The sequence below is a fragment of the Polymorphobacter sp. genome (genome assembly GCF_051860865.1).
In the GTDB taxonomy this organism is placed as follows: Bacteria; Pseudomonadota; Alphaproteobacteria; order Sphingomonadales; family Sphingomonadaceae; genus Sandarakinorhabdus.
On sequence record NZ_JBIMKZ010000056.1, the window covers coordinates 1 to 20,988 of the forward strand.

General features: G+C 65.5%; 23 protein-coding genes, 3 tRNA genes and 1 pseudogene. 9 read left to right on the forward strand and 18 right to left on the reverse strand.

The features are described 5' to 3' along the window. The 8 genes and pseudogenes from ACTIFJ_RS10850 to ACTIFJ_RS10885 form a co-directional block, all read right to left on the reverse strand. A pseudogene (locus ACTIFJ_RS10850) lies at positions 1-1,383 on the reverse strand (DNA-directed RNA polymerase subunit beta); the annotation flags it as partial. Positions 1,384-1,705: 322 nt separating this feature from the next. Further along, complete coding sequence (rplL, locus tag ACTIFJ_RS10855) at positions 1,706-2,083, reverse strand: 50S ribosomal protein L7/L12 (RefSeq protein WP_439534130.1); 378 nt, start codon at positions 2,081-2,083, stop codon at positions 1,706-1,708. Between the two features lie 38 nt (positions 2,084-2,121). Further along, a complete protein-coding gene (gene rplJ / locus ACTIFJ_RS10860; RefSeq protein ID WP_439534131.1) occupies positions 2,122-2,634 on the reverse strand; it encodes a 50S ribosomal protein L10 in 513 nt (170 codons plus the stop codon). A 346-nt stretch (positions 2,635-2,980) separates the two neighbouring features. Further along, positions 2,981-3,679, reverse strand: a complete 699-nt coding sequence (gene rplA / locus ACTIFJ_RS10865) for a 50S ribosomal protein L1 (RefSeq protein WP_439534132.1) — start codon at positions 3,677-3,679, stop codon at positions 2,981-2,983. Between the two features lie 4 nt (positions 3,680-3,683). Continuing rightward, on the reverse strand, positions 3,684-4,118 hold the full coding sequence (rplK, locus tag ACTIFJ_RS10870; RefSeq protein ID WP_439534133.1) for a 50S ribosomal protein L11: 435 nt from the start codon (positions 4,116-4,118) through the stop codon (positions 3,684-3,686). A 63-nt stretch (positions 4,119-4,181) separates the two neighbouring features. After that, entirely contained in the window at positions 4,182-4,718 is a 537-nt protein-coding gene (gene nusG / locus ACTIFJ_RS10875; RefSeq protein WP_439534134.1) for a transcription termination/antitermination protein NusG, read from the reverse strand. An 8-nt stretch (positions 4,719-4,726) separates the two neighbouring features. Then, positions 4,727-4,960, reverse strand: a complete 234-nt coding sequence (gene secE / locus ACTIFJ_RS10880) for a preprotein translocase subunit SecE (RefSeq protein ID WP_439534135.1) — start codon at positions 4,958-4,960, stop codon at positions 4,727-4,729. A gap of 133 nt (positions 4,961-5,093) precedes the next feature. After that, positions 5,094-5,169: transfer RNA gene (locus tag ACTIFJ_RS10885), tRNA-Trp, on the reverse strand. A 100-nt stretch (positions 5,170-5,269) separates the two neighbouring features. On the opposite strand from ACTIFJ_RS10885, the gene ACTIFJ_RS10890 reads away from it, so the two are divergent. From ACTIFJ_RS10890 to rlmB, 5 genes are all read left to right on the forward strand, one after another. Then, a tRNA-Gly gene (locus tag ACTIFJ_RS10890) sits at positions 5,270-5,343 on the forward strand. Positions 5,344-5,437: 94 nt separating this feature from the next. Then, a complete protein-coding gene (locus ACTIFJ_RS10895) occupies positions 5,438-6,493 on the forward strand; it encodes a diguanylate cyclase (RefSeq protein ID WP_439534136.1) in 1,056 nt (351 codons plus the stop codon). A gap of 87 nt (positions 6,494-6,580) precedes the next feature. Further along, positions 6,581-6,666 (forward strand) — tRNA-Tyr (locus ACTIFJ_RS10900). Between the two features lie 130 nt (positions 6,667-6,796). Further along, complete coding sequence (locus ACTIFJ_RS10905) at positions 6,797-7,354, forward strand: hypothetical protein (protein ID WP_439534137.1); 558 nt, start codon at positions 6,797-6,799, stop codon at positions 7,352-7,354. A 54-nt stretch (positions 7,355-7,408) separates the two neighbouring features. Next, complete coding sequence (rlmB, locus tag ACTIFJ_RS10910) at positions 7,409-8,170, forward strand: 23S rRNA (guanosine(2251)-2'-O)-methyltransferase RlmB (RefSeq protein WP_439534138.1); 762 nt, start codon at positions 7,409-7,411, stop codon at positions 8,168-8,170. Here rlmB and ACTIFJ_RS10915 read toward each other — a convergent pair. The 5 genes from ACTIFJ_RS10915 to ACTIFJ_RS10935 all read right to left on the reverse strand — a co-directional run bounded on the left by ACTIFJ_RS10915 (position 8,167) and on the right by ACTIFJ_RS10935 (position 12,964). Next, entirely contained in the window at positions 8,167-8,886 is a 720-nt protein-coding gene (locus ACTIFJ_RS10915; protein ID WP_439534139.1) for an SDR family NAD(P)-dependent oxidoreductase, read from the reverse strand. The two genes, rlmB and ACTIFJ_RS10915, sit on opposite strands and share 4 nt — an antisense overlap. A 13-nt stretch (positions 8,887-8,899) precedes the next feature. Next, positions 8,900-10,261, reverse strand: coding sequence for a glutamate--cysteine ligase (locus ACTIFJ_RS10920; RefSeq protein ID WP_439534140.1), 1,362 nt, complete (start codon positions 10,259-10,261; stop codon positions 8,900-8,902). Positions 10,262-10,508: 247 nt separating this feature from the next. Then, positions 10,509-11,663 (reverse strand): TadG family pilus assembly protein, encoded by a 1,155-nt coding sequence (locus ACTIFJ_RS10925; RefSeq protein ID WP_439534141.1) that lies wholly within the window; start codon positions 11,661-11,663, stop codon positions 10,509-10,511. Continuing rightward, positions 11,653-12,093, reverse strand: coding sequence for a TadE/TadG family type IV pilus assembly protein (locus tag ACTIFJ_RS10930; RefSeq protein ID WP_439534142.1), 441 nt, complete (start codon positions 12,091-12,093; stop codon positions 11,653-11,655). The genes ACTIFJ_RS10925 and ACTIFJ_RS10930 overlap by 11 nt, the downstream gene beginning before the upstream one ends. Positions 12,094-12,232: 139 nt before the next feature. Beyond that, positions 12,233-12,964, reverse strand: coding sequence for a 16S rRNA (uracil(1498)-N(3))-methyltransferase (locus tag ACTIFJ_RS10935; protein ID WP_439534143.1), 732 nt, complete (start codon positions 12,962-12,964; stop codon positions 12,233-12,235). 6 nt (positions 12,965-12,970) lie between these two features. Here ACTIFJ_RS10935 and ubiA point away from each other — a divergent pair, with 6 nt between their 5' ends. Genes ubiA through ACTIFJ_RS10950 form a run of 3 tightly spaced genes read left to right on the forward strand, consistent with a single transcriptional unit; the run spans position 12,971 to position 16,106 of the window. Next, positions 12,971-13,909 carry a 4-hydroxybenzoate octaprenyltransferase gene (gene ubiA, locus ACTIFJ_RS10940; RefSeq protein WP_439534144.1) on the forward strand — a complete coding sequence of 313 codons (939 nt, stop codon included), beginning with the start codon at positions 12,971-12,973 and terminating at the stop codon, positions 13,907-13,909. 47 nt (positions 13,910-13,956) lie between these two features. After that, complete coding sequence (locus ACTIFJ_RS10945; protein WP_439534145.1) at positions 13,957-15,303, forward strand: TldD/PmbA family protein; 1,347 nt, start codon at positions 13,957-13,959, stop codon at positions 15,301-15,303. Further along, positions 15,303-16,106: a 3'(2'),5'-bisphosphate nucleotidase CysQ gene (locus tag ACTIFJ_RS10950; RefSeq protein ID WP_439534146.1), complete on the forward strand. Its 804-nt coding sequence runs from the start codon at positions 15,303-15,305 to the stop codon at positions 16,104-16,106. Before ACTIFJ_RS10945 ends, ACTIFJ_RS10950 begins: the two co-directional genes overlap by 1 nt. Here the strand turns inward: ACTIFJ_RS10950 and ACTIFJ_RS10955 are convergent. From ACTIFJ_RS10955 to ACTIFJ_RS10975, 5 genes are read right to left on the reverse strand one after another with little or no spacing between them, the layout of a single operon-like run. Next, positions 16,103-16,639 carry an SRPBCC family protein gene (locus ACTIFJ_RS10955; protein ID WP_439534147.1) on the reverse strand — a complete coding sequence of 179 codons (537 nt, stop codon included), beginning with the start codon at positions 16,637-16,639 and terminating at the stop codon, positions 16,103-16,105. The two genes, ACTIFJ_RS10950 and ACTIFJ_RS10955, sit on opposite strands and share 4 nt — an antisense overlap. Next, entirely contained in the window at positions 16,636-16,959 is a 324-nt protein-coding gene (locus ACTIFJ_RS10960) for an ArsR/SmtB family transcription factor (RefSeq protein ID WP_439534148.1), read from the reverse strand. The genes ACTIFJ_RS10955 and ACTIFJ_RS10960 overlap by 4 nt, the downstream gene beginning before the upstream one ends. Before the next feature lie 60 nt (positions 16,960-17,019). Continuing rightward, positions 17,020-18,201: a chromate efflux transporter gene (gene chrA, locus ACTIFJ_RS10965; protein ID WP_439534149.1), complete on the reverse strand. Its 1,182-nt coding sequence runs from the start codon at positions 18,199-18,201 to the stop codon at positions 17,020-17,022. 17 nt (positions 18,202-18,218) lie between these two features. Continuing rightward, complete coding sequence (locus tag ACTIFJ_RS10970; protein ID WP_439534150.1) at positions 18,219-18,635, reverse strand: CoA-binding protein; 417 nt, start codon at positions 18,633-18,635, stop codon at positions 18,219-18,221. Next, positions 18,632-19,666: a P-loop NTPase gene (locus ACTIFJ_RS10975; RefSeq protein ID WP_439534151.1), complete on the reverse strand. Its 1,035-nt coding sequence runs from the start codon at positions 19,664-19,666 to the stop codon at positions 18,632-18,634. Before ACTIFJ_RS10975 ends, ACTIFJ_RS10970 begins: the two co-directional genes overlap by 4 nt. 124 nt (positions 19,667-19,790) lie before the next feature. Between ACTIFJ_RS10975 and hflK the strand changes: the two genes are divergently transcribed. Further along, positions 19,791-20,912 (forward strand): FtsH protease activity modulator HflK, encoded by a 1,122-nt coding sequence (gene hflK / locus ACTIFJ_RS10980; protein WP_439534152.1) that lies wholly within the window; start codon positions 19,791-19,793, stop codon positions 20,910-20,912. Positions 20,913-20,988 lie beyond the last annotated feature (76 nt).

Consider the following 20,988-nt stretch of genomic DNA (forward strand, 5'->3'; position numbering starts at 1 on the left):
GTCGATCTCGCCCTTGCCGTCCTTCAGATTGACCAGCGTCTTCACCACCGCGAGAATGTCCTCGCGGCGCAGCACGGTCATGTCATCCGGCGCATCCAATTCGAGGCGCATGTTCATCTTGTTGCGGCCGACCGCCGACAGATCGTAGCGATCCTCATCGAAGAAAAGACCATAAAACATGGCTTCGGCGGTCTCGCGGGTCGGCGGTTCGCCAGGGCGCATGACGCGATAGATTTCGGACAGCGCATGATCGCGCTCCTCGACCTTGTCGGCCATCAGCGTGTTGCGGATCCACGGACCGACAGAGACATGGTCAATGTCGAGCAGTTCGATCGACGACTGGCCCGACTTGTCGATCTTCTCGAGATTCTCGGCAGTCAGCTCGTCGCCGGCCTCGATGTAGATCTCGCCGGTCGACTCGTTGATGATGTCGAACGCCGAATAACGACCGAAGATTTCCTCGGTCGGGATCAGGAGGGTCTTCAGCCCGTCGCTGGCCGCCTTGCGCACGGCCCGCGGCGTGATCTTGGTGCCGAGCGGGAAAATGACTTCACCCGTCTCGGCGTTGACGATGTCGAAGCTCGGCTTCAGGTTCCGGTAGTTGGCCTCGACGAACGGCACCACCCAGCCGGCCTCGCCCTTCGAGCCATGACCGCGCACCCAGGTGACGCGGTTGTAGAACAGATTGAGGATTTCCTCGGAATTCCAGTTGAGCGCATAGAGCAAAGTCGTCACCGGCAGCTTGCGCTTGCGGTCGATGCGGACGTTGACGATGTCCTTGGCGTCGAACTCGAAATCGAGCCACGAGCCACGATAGGGAATGATCCGGGCGGCGAACAGATATTTGCCGCTGGCATGGGTCTTGCCGCGATCATGATCGAAGAACACGCCCGGTGAACGATGCATCTGGCTGACAATCACGCGCTCGGTGCCGTTGACGATGAAAGTGCCGTTCATCGTCATCAGCGGCATGTCGCCCATGTAGACGTCCTGCTCCTTGATATCGAGCACGGAGCGGGTCTCGGCATCGACTTCGAAGACGATCAGCCGCAGCGTCACCCGCATCGGGGCGGCATAGGTCATGCCGCGCTGGCGGCACTCATCGGTATCGTATTTCGGGTCTTCGAGCTCGTAATGAACGAAGTCCAGTTCGGCGGTGCCGGCAAAGTCGCGGATCGGGAACACCGACCGCAGCGTCTTTTCCAAGCCCGAGACATAGCCCTCGGCAGGGCGCGACCGTAGGAAATGCTCGTAGCTGTCGCGCTGCACCTCGATCAGGTTCGGCATCTGCACCACTTCGCCGATCTTGCCGAAATCCTTGCGGACGCGGCGACGGGCATTGAAGGGCTTGGGCGCGATCGGGGGCTTCATCTGGGTGGCCATGGAGTGTCTTCGCCTCTCGTAGTCATCTGCCGAGCCTCCGCAAAAGCGGAGACAACAAAAGCCGCGCGACAGACGAACGCAGTCTCCTGCGTCCGAATGCCACACGGCACTGGCGATCGATCCTGCCCCTCCCATGCGTCGCGGCCGCATCGCTAAACAGGCCGTGTCCCGGAGAGGACAAGGAGGAACGGCCCTTCGGCGCGTCCTCTATGTCGCCCATATAGGACAGTTGCTGGCGTTCGGGAAGGGGCCAATGAAAAAGGGCGGCTCCCGAAGGAACCGCCCTGCTTCATCGGCTGGATGCGGCGGAGCCGCAGCTGCCTTACTTGAGTTCGACGGTCGCGCCGGCTTCTTCAAGCTGCTTCTTGATCTTCTCGGCGTCGGCCTTCGAGATGCCTTCCTTGATCGGCTTCGGCGCCGACTCGACCAGCGTCTTGGCTTCGGTCAGGCCCAGGCCGGTGATGGCGCGGACTTCCTTGATGACGTTGATCTTCTTGCCACCGTCACCGGTCAGGATCACGTCGAACTCGGTCTGCTCTTCGACAGCAGCGGCAGGCGCGGCGCCACCGGCCGGGCCGGCGACGGCAACGGCAGCAGCGGCGGAAACGCCCCACTTCTCTTCAAGCATCTTGGCCAGTTCGGCAGCTTCAAGCACGGTCAGGGTGGAAAGCTGTTCAACGATTGCGTTCAGGTCAGCCATGGTAAATCTCCTAAAATCAGTGAATTATGACGAAATGATCAGGCAGCCTTATCGGCATAGGCCTGAACGACGCGGGCGAGCTTGGCAGCTGGCGCGGTCGAAAGCTGGGCGATCTTGGTCGCCGGCGCATTCAACAGGCCGATCAGCTTGGCACGCAGCTCATCGAGCGACGGCAGTTCGGCCAGTGCCTTGACACCGTTCACATCGAGCATCTGGGCGCCGATGGCACCGCCGACGATCTCGAACTTGTCCGTGGTCTTGGCAAAGTCCACCGCCGCCTTGGCCGCGGCCACCGGATCGGCAGACGTGGCGAAGCCCGTCGGGCCAGTCAGCATCTCGCCGAGCGGCTGATAGGGCGTGCCCTCGATGGCGATCCGCGCCAGGCGGTTCTTCGTCACCTTGAAGCTGGCGCCGGCCTTGCGCATCCGGTTGCGAAGGTCATTGACCTGAGCAACGGTGAGCCCGTGGTTGCGGGTGACCACAACCACCGAGGTTTCGGCCAGCGTCGAAGCGAGGCCGGCAATGGTATCGGCTTTTTGCGAGCGATCCATGGTCTCTCCTTCATGTCACCCCGGCGAACCGGGGCGGGCTGGGTTTGGCACGCGCAAGCGCGTACCGGCGGAACCAGGGCCACCCGATTTCACGGGCAGCCATGGCCCGTCCAACGATGAACGAAAGCCGCACGACACGCGTGCGGCAAGAATTCGGTCAATCGTCTCATGCAGGCCCACCAAATGATATCTGGCGGCTTAAGAGGCGAACCTCACCGGCAATCTCGGACGGTTGGGTGCAGGCATGCCTGCAACCGATCCATGCGCCATAACGATTTTTGCCCGCCCGTCAAGAAAAAGGGCCGGAATTGCTCCCGGCCCCTTCGCTATCATCGAGACGAAAATCTCAGATCGAATGACCGACCGTATTCGTATCAACACGCACGCCAGCCCCCATGGTCGAGGACAGCGCCACCTTCTGCAAATACTTGCCCTTGGCGCCCGACGGCTTGGCCCGCACCACGGCATCGAGCAGCGCATCGAAGTTGGCGCGCAGGTCCTCCTGCGGGAAGCTCGCCTTGCCGAGCAGGCCATGGATGATCCCGGCCTTCTCGACGCGATATTCCACCTGGCCGCCCTTGGCCGCCTTCACCGCTTCTCCGACGTTCATCGTCACCGTGCCAAGCTTCGGGTTCGGCATCAGGCCCTTCGGGCCCAGCACCTTGCCGAGGCGGCCGACGAGGCCCATCAAGTCCGGCGTGGCGATGCAGCGATCGAAATCGATGGTGCCGCCCTGGACGATCTCCAGCAGGTCCTCGGCACCGACGACTTCCGCACCGGCGGCGCGGGCTTCGTCAGCCTTGGCGCCGCGCGCGAACACGCCGACGCGCACCGACTTGCCGGTGCCCTTGGGCAGCGTCACCACGCCACGGACCATCTGGTCGGCATGCCGCGGATCGACATTGAGGTTGATCGCCACCTCGATGGTCTCGTCGAACTTCGACGTGGCATTCTTCTTCACCATCGCCAGCGCGGTATCGAGATCATACAGCGTGTCACGGTCAACGGCGGCGGCGAGCGCCTTGGCTTTCTTGCTCTGTGCCATGATCTCAGCCCTCCACCACTTCGAGGCCCATCGAGCGCGCACTGCCCTCGATGGTCCGCATGGCCATTTCAACGGTATTGGCGTTCAGGTCCGCCATCTTGGTCTCGGCGATCTCGCGAATCTGCGACTGCTTGACCTTGCCGGCAAAGTCGCCCTTGCCGGTGGTCGCGCCACCGGACTTGAGGCCCGCTGCCATCTTCAACAGATAGCTGGCCGGCGGCGTCTTGGTCTCGAAGCTGAACGAGCGATCGGCATAGACGGTGATCACCGTCGGGATCGGGGTGCCCTTCTCCAGCTTCTCGGTACGCGCGTTGAACGCCTTGCAGAATTCCATGATATTGACGCCGCGCTGGCCCAGCGCCGGGCCGATCGGCGGCGAAGGATTGGCGGCGCCAGCCTTCACCTGCAACTTGATGTATCCGGTAATCTTCTTTGCCATGATGGCACTCCTTCATGTGGTGCAAGCGGCCGGGTCACGGCCTCCCACGGTGGACCGGTTGAGCTACTTCTGCTTCTCAACCTGTTCGAAGCCCAGCTCGACGGGCGTGGCCCGGCCGAAGATGGACACCGAAACCTTGACGCGGCCATGGTCGAAGTCGATCTCCTCGACAAGGCCGTTGAACGACGCGAATGGGCCATCGAGAACGCGCACCTGGTCGCCGATCTCGAAATTGGCCTTCAGCTTGATCTTGGTGGCCGGGGTCTCCTCGGCCTTGGTGTTAAGAATACGCGCGGCTTCGGCCTCGCTGATCGGCTGCGGCTTGTTCTGCTGGCCGAGAAAACCGGTCACCTTCGGGGTGTTCTTGACGAGGTGATAGACATCGTCGGTCATCTGCAGCTTGGCGAGCACATAGCCGGGGAAGACCTTCTTCTCGACCGCGCGCTTCTTGCCCTTGAACACTTCATTGACCGTCTCGGTCGGCACCGACACCTCGTCGATGAAGGCATCGAGACCCATGCGCTGCGCCTCGGACAGGATGGCGTCGCGAACCTTGCCTTCGAAGCCCGAATAGGCGTGAATGATGTACCAGCGTCCCATGTGGATCCTCAACCAGCCAAGCCGAGCAGGAACTGGACAATGCCGCCCAGAATCTTGTCCACGCCCAGAAAGAACAATGACAGCAGCGTCGTCATGATCAGCACCATGATCGTCATGCGGATGGTATCGGACGTCGTCGGCCAGACGATCTTGGCGGCTTCGGCACGCACCTGGCGCACGAACTCGCCCACGGAAACCCGCGGTGCTTTCGCCTTTTCGCCTGCCTTGGATTCGATTGCCATTACATCCTGTCCGTCAACAACTGCACCCTAGCACCAACGCGAACGCTGATCACCCTGCCATTCCGCTCCGGGCCATTCCATCCGGCGCCGGACCCGCTGGCGCCGGGTCGGACAGGCCGACCCAGGCGCCAACTGGCAGGAGTGGAGGGGCTCGAACCCCCGGCCCTCGGTTTTGGAGACCGATGCTCTACCAGCTGAGCTACACTCCTAGGGTCGGGCGCTGGCCTATAAAGCGCTCGCACCACCTTCGCAAGCGGACAGTTGCAAGCGCGTGAAACCACGCCTATTTCGAGGCGTCCGGCCAACCGGGCGGGTATAGCACAATGGTAGTGCAGCAGCCTTCCAAGCTGAATACGCGGGTTCGATTCCCGCTACCCGCTCCAGCCGCCAAATATATCCCCCTGCCACCTTAATCTCCGGCCGCCACCGCCGTTTCCCTTCGCACAGCCGGTGACAAGAGAATGCGGGAGAACATGCATGACGATGGAAAGCGGGCGCCTGGTCGCCGAGACCGAGGCCCCGGCGAGCACGGCGGCGCTGGCCTGGTTCGATCAGATCCGCAGCTTCCTCATCGCCCAGGACCTGCCGCCCGAGCCCCCGGTCTATGATGTGCTGTGGCGCTATGTGCGCGACGAGAATCACGACCTGTCACTGGCCATCGACCGCGTCATTGCCGACCGCCAACTCGATCTGCCCACCCTTCTCGATCTGCGGGTCAAATATGTCGACGGCATCAGCACTGGCGACGTCGCCGAGCTGGTCGAGGTGGTCCATGGCCAGGCGCGGGCGCTGACCGAGACCATCGAAGTCGGCCAGACCAACCTTGCCCAATATGATCGCGCCCTCACCCACGGCTCGTCTGCCCTGTCGACGCCGCTGGAGGCCGCCGCCTTGGCCGAACTTCTGGAGAATCTCGGCGAAGCCACCAACACCATGCAGGCGGCCAATGCCAAGCTGGCCGCCGACCTGGCAGTCGCCGTTACTGAGGCGCGCACGCTCTCCGTCAAACTCGGCGCCGCCCAGCGCGCCGCCATAACCGACCAGCTGACCGGTCTGCTCAACCGTCGTGGCACCATTGCACTGATCGAGCAGGCGCAAGCCGAAGCCCGGTCCGCCGGCAAGCCGCTGTCGCTGGCGCTGATGGACATCGACAATTTCAAGCGGGTCAACGACCGCTTCGGCCATTCGCTCGGCGACGATGTCCTGCGCTTCGTCGCCGACCATCTCGCCAGCCAGTCGGACGTCGCCGGCGGCACGGTCGGGCGGCTGGGCGGGGAGGAGTTTGTTGCCGTTCTGCCGGGCCAGCCGCTGGCGATGGCGACGGCCACCATCGATCAGATCCGGGCCCGCCTCGCCGGCCAGATCATCCGCAACGCCGTGGACGGATCGAGCCTCGGCCGTGTCACGTTCTCGGCAGGAGTGACCAACGACACGCCCAATGATACCGCTTCCACAATCCTCGAACGCGCCGACCGCGCGCTCTATACCGCCAAGCGGATGGGCCGGGACCGGGTGGTGCCGGACCGGGGCTGAGCGCCTCGCCGGTAAAAAAAGCCAGCCACGGCCGTTGACAATGCCACCCCCCATTCGCCACTAGCGCCCCTCGCACTCAGTGCGCGTGGAGGGGTGGCCGAGCGGTCAATGGCAGCAGACTGTAAATCTGCCGGGTTTTCCCTACGTTGGTTCAAATCCAACCCCCTCCACCACTCTCCCCCCGAAACAGCCACCTTGCCCCGGCTGTGCAACGGTTCATCGATAGGCAGGGCACAAAAGGCCGAATCGCAGCTTATCTTCGTATCGACGGGCAAGTCTGCCCTCTAGATACAGGAGTTAACCATGCGCCCCATGCTCATCGCCACAACGGCCTTGTTTGCTGCAGGCCTTGCGGCCGCTCCGTTGGCCGCCCAGCAGGCAGCCGCGCCGGCCGCAGTTGCCACCGCCACGGCCAATGACAAGCTGGTCGTCGGCGCGACGGTCAAGGATACAGCCGGCGGCGTCGTTGGCACGATCGATGCGGTCGAGGCCAATAGCGTCATCGTCAATACCGGGACGAACCAGGTGGCGATCCCGCCGAGTTCATTCGGCCAGACACCCGATGGTCCGCTGCTTGCCGCCACCAAAGCCGAACTCGATGGTGCCGCGAATTCTGCCGCGGCTGCCGATCGCACCCAGATCAACGCTATGCTCACCAACGGCACACCGGTCATCGGCGCCGAAGGCCAGCCGATCGGGACGGTCGACATCGTCGAGAACAACATGGTGCTGATCAAGACCGAGACCGGCGAAGCCCAGGTACCGGCCGACAGTTTCATGCTGAAGGATGGCAAACTGGCGATCGGCATGACCGCCGAAGCCTTTGCTGCCGCCGTCGAGGCCGCTCGAGCCGGCAGCTGAAGAAGCTTTTTAAGATAGGCTGACAGGCCGGGGCATAGTCGCTATGCCCCGGCCATGGGCCGCAGACCACATCCCCGATCGCAACAGGGCCAGAAAAGCCCGTTCCCGCGCCTTTACGGCCGTCACGCCGTGTTTGCGGCGCTGGATAATCCGGAACGCTCGTTCCGGAAACTGCACGTCACCCATGCCTCGGCAAAGACCATCGTCATCCCGCCGGGCCTGACGGTGCAATATGGCGATGACCATGATCTCGGTCGTCTGGTGCCCGCCGATGCGCCGCATCAGGGGTTTGTCCTGGAGGTCGACCCGCTCGAGCCGGCTTGGCTGGGGGATATCCTCGCAGAAGCCCAGACTGACAATGACCGTCGGCCGATCCTCGTGCTCGATCAGGTCACCGATCCGCACAACGTGGGCGCCATTATGCGGTCAGCGTTGGCCTTCGGCGCAAGGGCGCTAGTCACCCAGGATCGCCATAGCCCGTCCGAAACCGGGGCACTGGCCCGTGCAGCATCGGGCGCGCTCGAACATCTGCCTTGGTGCCGCGTCGTCAATCTCGCCCGCGCCCTCGACGAAATCGGCGAGGCCGGATTCTGGCGGATCGGCCTCGATGGCACCGCCGATACCGATCTCGAAACAGCGCTGGGCATCGCGCGGCCAGCGCTGGTGATGGGCGCCGAGGGCGAAGGGCTCAGGGCGCTGACTATCGAGCGCTGCGACCAGCTGGCCAAGCTGCCGATCAGCGCCGCGATGGAAAGCCTGAACGTCTCGAACGCTGCCGCCATCGCACTTTACGCAGCGGCCCGCCGCCCCGCCTAGAGCGCCACCCCGCCATGGGTGCCGATATACTGGCCGGTGATCCAGCCGGCCTTGTCTGACAGCAGCAGCTCGACCGCATCGGCAATGTCCTGCGGCGTGCCCATCCGGCCAAGCGCCGTATTGGCGGTTACCCGCGCCACGATGCCAGGGTCGCGTGCCAGCTCACCGGTCATGTCGGTCGGGGTCAGCCCGGGCCCGATGGCGTTGACGGTGATGCCCCGGCTGCCGAGCGACAGCGCCAGCGATGTCACCAGATGATTCTGCGCCGCCTTCATCGCGGCATAGGCCGGAAACATCGCGGCGGCGCGTTCGGCCGTGCTCGATGAGACGAACAGCAGACGCCCGCCATCGACCAGCTGCGGCGCCAGCGCCTGGGTGAGAAAATAGGGCCCTTTCAACGTCACCTCGTAGAGCGCGTCGAAGTCGGCCGTTGTCGAGGTCGCCAGCGGACCCCCGATCAATATGCCGGCGTTGTGCACCAGCGCGTCGATCGGCCCGAGCCTCTCTGCAACACCGGCAAAGCTTTCGATATCGGTTACGTCACAGGCACAGGTTTCGGCACGACCGCCGGCAGCCATGATGGCGTCGGCGACGCGCCGGGCGGCACCCTCATCCCGGGCATAGCCGATGATGACATGCCATCCCGCCGCCGCCAGCGTCGTGCTGATCGCCGCGCCGATGCCGCGCCCTCCCCCCGTCACAAAAACCTTGGCCACCCCCGGGTCCCCCTCAATAGCTTTCGGTCTCGTAGATGAAATCGGTGCTGCCCTCGTACCGGGCCAGCAGACGCTCGGCGTTGGTCAAGCCGCTGTCGGCAATTTCACGCAGCGGGTTGAGGAAGCCCTGTTCGCTGTCGCCCATGCGGTTCTGCCGCGCCCGCCGCGCCAGCCCGGCATCGGCAATCGCCAGCACTTGCTTCGCCAGCGCCTGCAGGCTGCCGCCAAGCGGGCTCGGCGCCTTCAGCGCCAGCCGCGGAACATCGTCGCGCAGCCGGGCATGGTCCTCGGCCGTCCAGTTCTTCACCAGCTCCCACGCCGCATCGAGCGCAACATCGTCGTAAAGCAGGCCGACCCATAGCGCCGGCAGCGCGCAGATCCGGTCCCAGCGGCCGCCATCGGCGCCGCGCATTTCAAGATAACCCTTCATCCGCACCTCGGGAAACGCGGTCGAGAGGTGATCCTTCCAGTCGGCGATCGTCGGCGTCTCGCCGGGCAGCGCCGGTAGCCGCCCCGCGAGAAAATCGCGGAAGCTCTGACCCGCCGCGTCGATATATTTGCCGGCGCGGTAGACGAAATACATCGGCACATCGAGCGCGTAATCGGCATAGCGCTCGAAACCGAAACCATCCTCGAAGACGAACGGCAGCGTGCCGGTGCGCGCCGGATCGGTGTCGGTCCAGATATGGCTGCGATAGCTGAGAAATCCGTTGGGCTTGCCTTCACCGAACGGCGAATTGGCGAACAGCGCCGTTGCCAGCGGTTGCAAGGCAAGGCTGACCCTGAACTTCTTCACCATATCGGCCTCGCCGGCATAGTCGAGGTTGGTCTGGATCGTGCAAGTCCGCGTCATCATATCCAGCCCGAGACCGCCGACACGCGGCATATGGGCGCGCATGATCGCGTAGCGGCCCTTGGGCATCCATGGCAGCTCGTCACGGCGCTTGTCGGGCCAGAAGCCGAGACCCAGGAAGCCAAGGCCGAGTTCATTTCCCACTTCGCGGCACTGGGCCAGGTGCCGGTTTGATTCGGCACAGGTCTGGTGAATGTTTTCCACGGGCGCGCCAGACAATTCGAACTGCCCGGCCGGCTCGAGGCTGATGGCACCGTCCGCCCCCTTCAGCGCGATGACATGGCCGCCCTCGATCACCGGCTCCCAGCCGAAGCGCTCCATGCCGAGCAACAGGTCGCGGATGCCACCGGGCTCTTCATAGGAGGGCGCCCGATGGTCAGCCAGCCGATAGACGAATTTCTCATGCTCGGTCCCGATCCGCCAGGCGTCGACGGGTTTGCCGCCGTCCTCGAACACGCCGATCAGCGCCGCGCGGGTGGTGATCGGGGCGTCGTCCGCCGCCAGGGATTGATGGGTGCTCATACTCGCGCGCTTAGCTGTCCGCCGTGGCTTTTGCCAGCGTCCTGACGGCGCGTCGGAGAAGTTGGTATGCGTGCATGGGCTGCGATCCGTAGAAACTCCACCGAACCGGCCAATCCCGATCAACGCCGAAGAAGTGCCTGCCGATCAATGCCTGTCAGTGGAATCGATTCCCACGACCACCTCCGTGATCACAGTATATCGCTGGTTCCACCCACGGCCGTCCCATCTGTTCAGGTGAACTGGCGATCTAGCGGACTAACCGTACTAGTCCGTCGCCGAGGCGCCCGCTGTTCGGGCACTTCATGACAATGGCGATGTCGTCATAATCCTTGTCCGTCCATGCCGGATCGATCCAGGAGCCACTGGCGCCGCTCTGACCCGGCGGACGATCTTCCCAGCCGAAATACATGAACTTGCCCGGGGTACAGCCAGTGGCCGCCGTCCGCGGGAAGCGGTTCTTGCCTTTGGGAATGACGTTGCCGGATGCGGTCGGATTGCACTGGGCGTAGGAATTGCAGATGACGGTCTCGACCAGAGCGCTGGTAAATGCGAAAGTCTCGGTTCCGTTGTTGATCACCGTATCCGAATAATAATTATGTTCCGGCCGCCCGGGCTTCTTGCCTTCGACCGTGGCATTCGGGTTCGCCCACAAGGCCGGATTGGACTTGGCGTGGCGGACATTGCGCAGCCGGAAACTGATGCTCTGGCCTTCGGCGTTGCAGTTCGGCCAGACAGGCTCGGCAGCAGGATTAGCCGTGATGACATTGCCGCTGATCGTCACGATGTTCTGGCCGGCCGGCAGATTGTTGGAAATGAGCGTTTCCTGGCTGCGCCGAGACGCCGGCGTACCGGTCCCGGCATAATTGTAGCAATAGGCGTAAAGTTCGTTGAAATCGCCGGCCTCGGCATCGAGCCGGAGCGACTGCGGCGGCTCGTAGAAGACGTTCATCGGGCGGGCAGCAATGGCCATGACGCTGATCTCGGGCCGCGAGGCGCCAAACAGGCCCGAGAAGATCTGTGGCACGGCATTGCCCCGCCCTTCGCTGCGGACGGCCACCACGCGAACCGCATTGGCATCGGCACCAGCGCCCGGCACGAATCCGGTCGCCTCGCTGTAACGACCGACCGTCACATCATCTTCGGTAATGAAATCGCCGAAGCCCGACGGCACATTCTCTTCAGCCGAGGCCAGCGCTGCGGCCGACGCGTCCGCATTGTCGACCACCGCTGCAAGCGCGGCCAGCGCTGCCGCGTCGGTCGCGCCCTGCATCCGGTTGTGCACCACCCGATAGACCGACATGTCGACAGCAAAAGCCATGCCACCGAGCATCACCGGCAGCGCGGCCGCGACAACATAGGCAACGGCGCCCCTGCGGTTATGGCGCAGACGATCAATCCACATAGGGAAGCTCCTGCCGTACATTGGCACTGGCAGAAATCGTCCAGGGATAAAGCCGCGACACCATGGCGATCGGTGTCGCCGATGTGGACGGTACCTCAACTTCGATCGTCACCGAATTGAGCCGCGGGTCGGTCGGGTTGCTCTCCGTGAGCGACATGTCGACATCATCGCTCATCCACGACGGCAGATAGGCAACAAGGCGATTCTCCGCCTCGGCCCGGCTCAGATTGTTAACGGCGATATCCCGGGCGACAACATTAGCGCCGAATTGCATCGCGCTCATCGAATAGGCCATGAAGCCATATTCGAAGCCACCCATCAACAGCGTCAGCAGAATCGGCGTTACCAAAGCGAACTCGGCCGCGACTGCACCACGGCGAGACGTCACCAGCCCTTTCATTAGGCGATCATGACGAAAACGAACGTTCATACACCCCAAGTCAATGCAGTAATTACCGATTCGGACTATACCTATACCGCCTCTCGTTCAATTGCGCACGTTAGGAATATGGTCACCTTGTTGTTAACCAATGCAAAATAGCGCCAGCTGTCTCGCCATGCCGATGCGTTCAGTCGCCGACCAGCGCCTGCCAGACCGAAATGACCGCAATGGCTGCCGTGTCTGCACGCAAGATGCGCCGGCCCAGACTCACCGGTTTCGCAGCCGGCACAGCCCTGATCATGGCGGCCTCTTCGGTCATGAATCCGCCCTCCGGCCCGACCAGAAACGCCGCCGGCCCGGGCATTACCGTCTCGACCAGCCGCGCGCCACCGGTCTCGTCGGCAAAATACAGGGCGCGTTCGACCGGCCAGTCCCGCATCAATGAAGGCAGCGTCACAGGTTCAGCCAGCACGGGCAGCGCCGTGCGCCCGCATTGCTCGGCCGCCTCGATCATATGCGCCTGGAGCCGCTCGGCATTGAGTCGGTCAACGATGGTGCGTCGGGTGATCACCGGCACCAGCCGCGCCACCCCCAGCTCGCAGGCCTTCTCCACCAACCAGTCGATACGCCCGCGCTTCAGCGGCGCGAAGCACAGCCACAGATCTGCCATCGCCTCCTGCGGGGCGGACGGGGCCGCCACCACCAAGGTCACCGACTTGCGCGCCACGGCCAGCACGCGCGCCGCCCATTCGCCGCTGGTACCGTCGAACAGGCGCACCATGTCGCCCGGCTGCCGGCGCATGACGCTGCCGAGGTAATGGGCCGGCGCATCGCGCAGCGCGATTTCCCGCCCGGCCGACAAGGGCCCCTCGACATAAAGCCGCGGCGTGGTTGACAGATCGGCTGTGTTTTCGCTCATGGGGCCGTGGCTAGCACAGCGCCCCTTCCCCCGAAACGGAGCATCGCTGCCGAGGCGACCCCCGATGCCGAAGCCGTCGGCTGGATAGACAAGCTGCCCCCGCGCGCCCGCGCCTATGCCCGGCTGGCCCGGCTCGACCGTCCGATCGGCGCCTGGCTGCTCTATTGGCCAGCCCCGGCCGGACTGGCGCTGGCCGGCGGGCTTTACATGGACTGGGCGCTGGTCCTGTGGTTCGCGCTCGGCGCCTTCGCCATGCGCGCCGCCGGCTGCGTCTGGAACGACATTGTCGATCGCGATCTCGATGCCCGCGTTGCCCGAACCCGGGCGAGGCCGGTGGCCAGCGGCGCCATCAGCGTCCGCGCGGCGCTAATCTACGCGGTGGCGCTGTCCGCCTTCGGCCTGATCGTGCTGCTCCAGCTCCGTCCATTCGCGCAGATCGTTGCTCTCGCCAGCCTGGCACTCGTCGCCGCCTATCCGTTCATGAAGCGCATCACCTGGTGGCCGCAGGCCTGGCTCGGGCTCACCTTCAACTGGGGCGCGCTGGTCGGCTACACGGCGATCACCGATCCCGCCCCGCCGATGCTGCTGCTCTACGCCGCCGGCATCGCCTGGACGCTGGGCTATGACACCATCTACGCCCTTCAGGACATCGAGGACGACGCCATGGCCGGCATCCGCTCCTCAGCACGACGGCTCGGCCGGCACGCCCGCATCGGCATCGCCCTGTTTTACGCGCTCAGCGCTGCACTGCTGGCAACCGCACTCTATCTGGCGCTGCCCGATCCGCTCAGCCCGCTCGCCGCCCTGCCCTTCGCCCTTCATCTCGCATGGCAGGTCATGGCATTGCGGCCGTCCGACAGTACCAACGCCCTGCGCCTGTTCCGCGCCAACCATCAGGCCGGGCTGCTGCTGTTCGCCGCGACCGCCGTCGTCGGCCTCGCCTGAAAGCCGCACCACTGGACCCGGCCGGCCGCACCGCTTAAGCCAGCCCGATGCTCACCATCCCCCAGGCGCTCGACCGCCTCGACACCATCCTCGCCGCCGCCCGTACCGCCGGAGCCGATACAGCCGACGCCCTTTACGCCGGTGACGCCAGCACCTCGATCGCCGTGCGACTCGGCCAGCTCGAGGATGTCGGCCGCTCGGAGGGCGAAGAGCTCGGCCTGCGGGTGTTTATCGGCAACCGTTCGGCCAGCGTCACCAGTTCCGACCTGTCACCGGCCGCGCTGCGCGAAGCCGCCGACCGCGCTGTCGCCATGGCACGGCTGGCACCCGAGGACCCGCACGCCGGCCTCGCCCCCGAGGCGCTGCTGCTGAAGGGCCAGCCGCCCGAACTCGATATCAACGACCCTACCGATCTTCCCTCCGAACGGCTGAAGGCGCTGGCGCTGGCGGCCGAGGACGCGGCGCGCGCCGTCCACGGCGTCACCAATTCGGAAGGCGGAGGCGCCGCCCAGGGACGCGCCAACACCGCGCTGATGACCAGCACCGGCTTCGCCGCCGGCCGCGCCTCCTCGTCGTACAGCCTGTCGGCCAGCGTCATCGCCGGCGAGGGCGCCGGCATGCAGCGTGACTATGCCTGGCACAGCGCCCGCTTTTTCGCCGATCTTGAAGACGCGACCGCCATCGGCACCCGCGCCGGCACCCGCGCCACCCGGCGGCTGGCGCCGATCAAGCTCGATACCGGCCAATATCCGATTGTCTTCGATCCGCGCGTCTCGGCCAGCCTGATCGGCCATTTCATCGGCGCCATCACCGGCAGCAGCATCACCCGCGGCACCAGCTTCCTCAAGGATTCGATGGGCCAGCAGGTATTCGCGCCCGGCATCCAGATCATCGACGATCCGCTGCGCCCGCGCGGCCTGCGCTCGCGCAGCTTCGATGGTGAAGGCCTGCCCACCCGGCGGCTGGCGCTGATCGAAGATGGCATCCTCACCACCTGGCTGCTCGATGCCGCCAGCGCCCATCAGCTCGGCCTTGCCCCCACCGGCCATGCCAGCCGCGGCACCAGCGGCCCGCCCGGCGCCTCGGCCAGCAACCTCCATATCGCCCCCGGCCCGCTCAGCCCCGACGCGCTGATCGCCGACATCAAGCGCGGCCTGCTGGTCACCGAGTTGATCGGCATGGGCGTCAACGGCCTGACCGGCGACTATTCGCGCGGCGCCGCCGGCTTCCTTATCGAGGAAGGGCAGATCACCCGCCCGGTCGCCGAGATCACCATCGCCGGCAACCTCAAGGACATGTTCCTGGCGTTGACCCCGGCCAACGATCTCGCCTTCCGCCACGCCAGCAACGCGCCCACCTTGCGCGTGGAAGGCATGACGATCGCCGGCGCCTGATGGCGGAAACCGATCTCGCGCTCGCCATCCGCCTCGCGACCACCGCCGGCCAGCTGGCGCTTGGCCATTTCCACGGCCCGGAAGACTGGTGGGAGAAATCCGTCGGCAACCCGGTCAGCCGCGCCGATATCGCCGTCGACGATTATCTCCGCCAGACGCTGGCCAGCGAGCGCCCCGATGACGGCTGGCTGTCCGAGGAAACCGCCGACACCCCGGCCCGGCTGACCCGGCCCCGGCTCTGGGTGATCGATCCGATCGACGGCACCCGCGATTTCGTGCGCGGCCGCACCGGCTGGGCGGTCAGCCTGGCCCTGGTCGAGAATGGCCGGCCGATCGTCGCCGCGCTCGCCGCGCCGGCACGCGACCAGCTCTACACCGCCGTCGCGGGCCTGGGCGCGCGGCTCAACGGCCAGCCGATCACCATGGATTCCGCGCCCGCCGGCCTGCGCCTGCCGATCGACGCGCAGAGCCTGAACGCCAGCTTCTGGCCGGCCCCCTGGCCCGACGGCAGCATCGTCGAGAAGCCGAACAGCCTGGCGTTGCGGATGGCCAAGGTCGCCGCCGGCGAAGCCGATGCCTGGCTGGAAGGCCGCACCATCAACGAATGGGACGTGGCCGCATCGGCGCTGATCGTAACCGAAGCCGGCGGCACCGTCACCGATCGTCATGGCGCCCCGCTGGTCTTCAACAAGCCGGACCCGGTGATCCAGGGCCTCGCCACCGCCACGGCCGGCCGCCACCCCCTGGTCCTGCGCTATCTGCAGCACGCCATGGCAACGCTGGCAGCACGGCGGGCGCGTTAACCAGCCGGGCCATCCCCCAGCGCTCGCTCGATTTCACCCTCGGCCTGCCCATGCAACGCCCAGAAATCTGCAACGCCATCGCCGCGAACCCGCCGCGCCAGCGCCGCCAGATGGGCATGCCAGCCGCCGCCGAAATTATGTGCGTCGTCCAAGCCGCGCAGCCCGTCATGAATCAGCACCAGCAGCGTGCCACCCTGTTGCGCCCGCAGCGTGATGGTGACCTCTCCGGCCGCGCCATCATCCCATGTGAAGGCAAGCACGTTCGGCGGGTCGAGCCGGGTGATACGCTCGGTCCAGCACTTGCCGAGATGTGTACGGTAGCGCTCGGGCGTGGGCACGTCGCCGTCCGAGAGCCGGTCATGCTCCATCGTCATGCCGATCGATCCGCCGACCCGAAGGTCGGTCGGGCCGCCCATGAACCAGCGCGCCCTTAGCGCCGGATCGACCAGATAGGCCCAGACCGTCTCCACCGGCGCATCCAGCAGCCGTTCGAAGCGCAGGCGCTGCGCTGTCACCCTTGTCACATCGCTCATCGCTGGTCCTCCTTCAAAACCGCTTCCAGGACATCGAGCCGGTCGGTCCAGAAGCGTTCCCACTGGCTCAGCCAGTCCCGCGCTTCCTGCATCCGCCGGGCATTCAACCGACACAGCTGCTGGCGCCCGACCTTGCGCCGCTCGACGAGGCCGGCACGTTCGAGCACGCCGACATGTTTGGATGCGCCGGCCAGCGTCATTCGGTATGGCGCGGCGAGCATGCCGACCGACTGTTCCCCGCGCGCCAGTGCCGCCAGCATGCCGCGGCGGGTGGGATCGGCGAGCGCCATGAATGTGGAATCGAGACGATCATAAACCATATGGTTTAGTATCACGCCTGAACACGAACAGTAAACCGAACGGTTTAGTATGCTGATCGACTAGGGCGTGGTCAGTGCTCCGGCGATAGCGCCGGCAGCCACCAGTAGCGGCACCAGCCAGGCGCCCTTGACCCGCCAGACAACAAGCAAGGCGACGCCGAACAGCGCTCCTGCCACCAGCGGACTGGACACACGCAGCGCCGTCGTCTTCCCAAGTGCAACGAAGGTCTCGGCGATGATACCGATCACCGCAGCGGCCACGCCGGTCAGGAAGCGATGCAAGGCTGGATGCTCCACCGCAGCTTCCAGCCGCTCGAAGAAGATCAGTGAGAAGGCAAACGCCGGCAGGAACATGCCCGCCGTGATCGCCAGCGCTCCGGCCAGGCCGCCGGCGACATAGCCGACGAAGGTGGCGAAGATCACCAGCGGTGCCGGCAGAACGCCCGCAAGCGCAATCCCATCGAGGAACGTCGCATCATCGAGCCAGCCGCGCCCGACCGTATCCGCCCGAACATAGGGAATGGCGGTGTAAGCACCGCCGAAGGTGAGTAGTCCCCCCTTCAGCCCCGCGATGAACAAGGCCACCAACGTGATCGGTCCCCCGGCCGCGACCGGGGCGTCTCCAGCAGCGACACCGGCCATCGCCATGGCGGCGCCAGCCGCCAGCACGAGGACAACGCCGACGACCAACGGCCGCGCGGCTGCGGCATGGAGGCCGCCGCCCGCCAGCAGGATGATCCAGAACGGCACACCCGCCACCGACGCCAGCAACGCGGCCATGGCGATGACGCCCAGCGCCCAGTCCTCGATGACATGCTGGCCGATACGAATGGCGGCCCTCAGGATCACAGCCAGAACCACGATCTGCACGCCGAGCAATACCGGCGCCAACCGCGGGTCGCCGGCAATCCATTCGACATACAGCCAGGCCGCCGCGAGCATCAGCACCAGGCCGGGCAGCATGAAGCCGAGCCCGGCCACCAGCCCGCCGAGGCGACCCCTCGCGATCATCCCCATGTGCACGCACAGTTCATGGGCCTCGGGGCCCGGCAGCGCCTGCAACACGGCCAGCAGCCGATCGAAGCGAGCCGGATCGATCCAGCGGCCCTCGGCGACCAGCGACTGCCGGAGCATGGCAATCTGTGCCACCGGCCCTCCAAAGGCCAGCAGCCCGAAACCGAGGAACTTGCCGAACAATGCCCAGAGGCCGAGACGGGGCGGTTCAAAATGCCCTGGCGCCATCGAGCCCCCTCCCGCTGCTACAGTCCCAGTCGCGCCACCTCGATCTTGGGGCAGCGATCCACCACCACGTCGAGCCCCGCTGCCACGGCGCGTGCCAACGCCTCGTCATTTACCACGCCAAGTTGCGTCCACAAGGCGCCCGCCTTCGCCGCGATCGCCTCTTCGACGATCGCCGGCAGCGCATCGGACCGGCGGAAGACATCGACCATGTCCACCGGACCCGCATCGGCCAGCGACGCCAACACCGGCTGCCCCAGCAGCGTCTGGCCGGCAAGCGTCGGATTGACCGGCACCACCTCATAGCCCCGCGCCAGCAGGAATTTCATCACGCCATGGGCCGCCCGGCCCGGATTGTCGGAAGCGCCGACCAGCGCGATCCGCTTCACCCGGCCCAGCAGCCCGGCAATCTCCTCGTCGCTCGTCAACAGGCTCATAGTCCGAGCACCTCCGCCACACGCACCGCAATTGGCGCAAAAACCTCACCGGCCCGGCCCTGCCCGGGCCGTCCGGCGTCCGAATCAGTCCGAATACCGATATCGAGCGGCACCCGCCCCAGGAACGGCGCGCCGATACTCGCCGCCTCGGCCTCCGCTCCGCCACTGCCGAACGGATCACTGACATTCCCACACGCGGGGCAGGCATAGCCGCTCATATTCTCGATCAGCCCCAGCACCTTGACCCCGACCTCGCCGAACATCGCCACCGCCCGGCGCGCATCGATCAGCGCCAGATCCTGCGGCGTCGAGACGATCACCGCACCATCGGGCTTCAATTTCTGCGCCAGTGTCAGCTGGATATCGCCGGTGCCCGGCGGCAGGTCGATCACCAGCACATCAAGCACCCCCCAGTCGCACTGCTCGACCATTTGGACCAACGCCGAACTGGCCATCGGCCCCCGCCAGACAATAGCCTTCTTCGGATCGGTCATCATTCCCATCGACAGCGCCTTGACGCCGTGCGCCTCGGCCGGCTGTAACCGACTGTTCTCGAGCTGCGCCCGCCCCTCGATGCCGAGCAGGGTCGGGACCGACGGTCCATAGATATCGGCATCGAGCAGCCCCACGGCCAGCCCCTGCCGCGCCAGCGCCACCGCCAGGTTGACGGCCACCGTGCTCTTGCCGACGCCGCCCTTGCCGCTGGCCACCGCCAGCAGCTTGCGGATGCCGGGAACCGTCGAGGCCTCGGGCCGGGCGCCGGCGGGCACCGCCCCACGATCGGCGGTCAGGATGATCCGAGCCGCCTTCGGGCCGGCAACATTATTCACCGCCACTTCGATCGCCGCTTGCAGCCGCTCGGCCTCGGCACGCGCCAGCCCGTCGACCGACAGCACGAGACCGACCGCCCCGTCTTCCTTGACCACGATCCCGGCAACGCGACCGCTCGACAGCACGTCGCGGCCTGCACCGCCAACGGCCGGATCGGGAACCCCGCGCAGGGCCTCCGCCACTTTGTCCTTCAGCGTCACGCCCCGTCTCCCGATTGCCGCCCGCGCGCTGCCGGGGGCCCAATTGTCGCGCCCTCGCAATCCGGGCGAGAGCGCGTATATATGGTTACAGACACTTTTGACGAGACACGGAACCCCCTTTCCCATGCCCTGGCAGAACAATAACGACGATAGCCCGAACAAAGGGCCTTGGGGCGAACGCGAGAGCGGCGGTCCCAAATCGGAAGGCAACAAGCCGGAAGGGCCGCGCAGCCCGTGGGGCGACGGCCCCCAGCGCCGTCCCACCGGCCCCCGCCCAACCGGCAACAAGGATTTCGATGACATCATCCGGCGCGGGCAGGAGAAGCTTCGCGCCTCGCTTCCCGGCGGTGGCGGCGGCGGCAACAGCCCATTCGGCGGCGGCGGCGGCGGCGGCGGCCTTGAAGCGCTTGGCGGCAAAGGCGCACTCTGGGCGGCGGTGGCCATCATCGGCGCCTGGCTGGTGTTCAGCAGCTTCTACCGGGTCAACCCGCAGGAGCGCGGCGTCGTCACCCGCTTCGGCAGCTATGTCGCCACCACCGAGCCGGGTCTGCATTTCAAATTCCCGTTCCCGATCGACGCCGTGACGCTCCGCAAGGTCGAGCAGATCAACTCAATCGACATCGGCGCCACCGACGGCAACGCCGAGAACCTGATGATCACCGGCGACCAGAACATCATCACGCTCGCCTATGCCGTCCGCTGGAAGATCCGCAATCCCGAGCAGTTCCTGTTCACCCTCGCCAACCCGGAGCAGACAGTCCGCGAAGTCGGTGAGTCGGCCATGCGCGCCGAAATATCGCGCGCCGCGCTGACCGACGCGATCGGCCCGCAACGCGCCCAGATCGCCGAGCAGGTCCGCGAGCGGATGCAGGACACGCTGGACAGCTATCGCAGCGGCATCGATGTCCGCGGCGTCGACATCAAGCAGGCCGATCCGCCGGCCGCTGTCGACGACGCGTTCAAGGACGTGTCCGCTGCGCAGCAGGATGCCCAGCAGTATCTCAACCAATCCCGCGCCTATGCCCAGCAGCTGCTGGCGGCCGCCCAGGGTGCGTCGGCAGCATTCGATGCGGTCTACGTCCAGTATCGCCTGTCGCCGGAAGTTACGCGCAAGCGCATGTATCTGGAAACGATGGAAAGCGTGCTGTCCAAGGTCGACAAGACGGTGATCGAGCCTGGCTCCGTAAACACCTATCTTCCGCTCCAGGAAATCAAGAAGCGCGCGCCCGCCGCGCCTGCCCAATAGGTCCTCGCCATGCCAATCGCCAGAAATCCGTTGCTGTGGGCGGCCTTCGCGTTCGCCATCATTGTCGTGCTGATGG

Excerpts from the sequence above, each read along its gene's own strand:
- rplL (WP_439534130.1), bottom strand. The coding sequence starts at position 2,083 with ATGGCTGACCTGAACGCAATCGTTGAACAGCTTTCCACCCTGACCGTG.
- rplJ (WP_439534131.1), bottom strand. The coding sequence starts at position 2,634 with ATGGATCGCTCGCAAAAAGCCGATACCATTGCCGGCCTCGCTTCGACG.
- rplA (WP_439534132.1), bottom strand. The coding sequence starts at position 3,679 with ATGGCACAGAGCAAGAAAGCCAAGGCGCTCGCCGCCGCCGTTGACCGT.
- rplK (WP_439534133.1), bottom strand. The coding sequence starts at position 4,118 with ATGGCAAAGAAGATTACCGGATACATCAAGTTGCAGGTGAAGGCTGGC.
- nusG (WP_439534134.1), bottom strand. The coding sequence starts at position 4,718 with ATGGGACGCTGGTACATCATTCACGCCTATTCGGGCTTCGAAGGCAAG.
- secE (WP_439534135.1), bottom strand. The coding sequence starts at position 4,960 with ATGGCAATCGAATCCAAGGCAGGCGAAAAGGCGAAAGCACCGCGGGTT.
- ACTIFJ_RS10895 (WP_439534136.1), top strand. The coding sequence starts at position 5,438 with ATGACGATGGAAAGCGGGCGCCTGGTCGCCGAGACCGAGGCCCCGGCG.
- ACTIFJ_RS10905 (WP_439534137.1), top strand. The coding sequence starts at position 6,797 with ATGCGCCCCATGCTCATCGCCACAACGGCCTTGTTTGCTGCAGGCCTT.
- rlmB (WP_439534138.1), top strand. The coding sequence starts at position 7,409 with ATGGGCCGCAGACCACATCCCCGATCGCAACAGGGCCAGAAAAGCCCG.
- ACTIFJ_RS10920 (WP_439534140.1), bottom strand. The coding sequence starts at position 10,261 with ATGAGCACCCATCAATCCCTGGCGGCGGACGACGCCCCGATCACCACC.
- ACTIFJ_RS10925 (WP_439534141.1), bottom strand. The coding sequence starts at position 11,663 with ATGTGGATTGATCGTCTGCGCCATAACCGCAGGGGCGCCGTTGCCTAT.
- ACTIFJ_RS10930 (WP_439534142.1), bottom strand. The coding sequence starts at position 12,093 with ATGAACGTTCGTTTTCGTCATGATCGCCTAATGAAAGGGCTGGTGACG.
- ACTIFJ_RS10935 (WP_439534143.1), bottom strand. The coding sequence starts at position 12,964 with ATGAGCGAAAACACAGCCGATCTGTCAACCACGCCGCGGCTTTATGTC.
- ACTIFJ_RS10945 (WP_439534145.1), top strand. The coding sequence starts at position 13,957 with ATGCTCACCATCCCCCAGGCGCTCGACCGCCTCGACACCATCCTCGCC.
- ACTIFJ_RS10950 (WP_439534146.1), top strand. The coding sequence starts at position 15,303 with ATGGCGGAAACCGATCTCGCGCTCGCCATCCGCCTCGCGACCACCGCC.
- ACTIFJ_RS10955 (WP_439534147.1), bottom strand. The coding sequence starts at position 16,639 with ATGAGCGATGTGACAAGGGTGACAGCGCAGCGCCTGCGCTTCGAACGG.
- ACTIFJ_RS10960 (WP_439534148.1), bottom strand. The coding sequence starts at position 16,959 with ATGGTTTATGATCGTCTCGATTCCACATTCATGGCGCTCGCCGATCCC.
- chrA (WP_439534149.1), bottom strand. The coding sequence starts at position 18,201 with ATGGCGCCAGGGCATTTTGAACCGCCCCGTCTCGGCCTCTGGGCATTG.
- ACTIFJ_RS10970 (WP_439534150.1), bottom strand. The coding sequence starts at position 18,635 with ATGAGCCTGTTGACGAGCGACGAGGAGATTGCCGGGCTGCTGGGCCGG.
- hflK (WP_439534152.1), top strand. The coding sequence starts at position 19,791 with ATGCCCTGGCAGAACAATAACGACGATAGCCCGAACAAAGGGCCTTGG.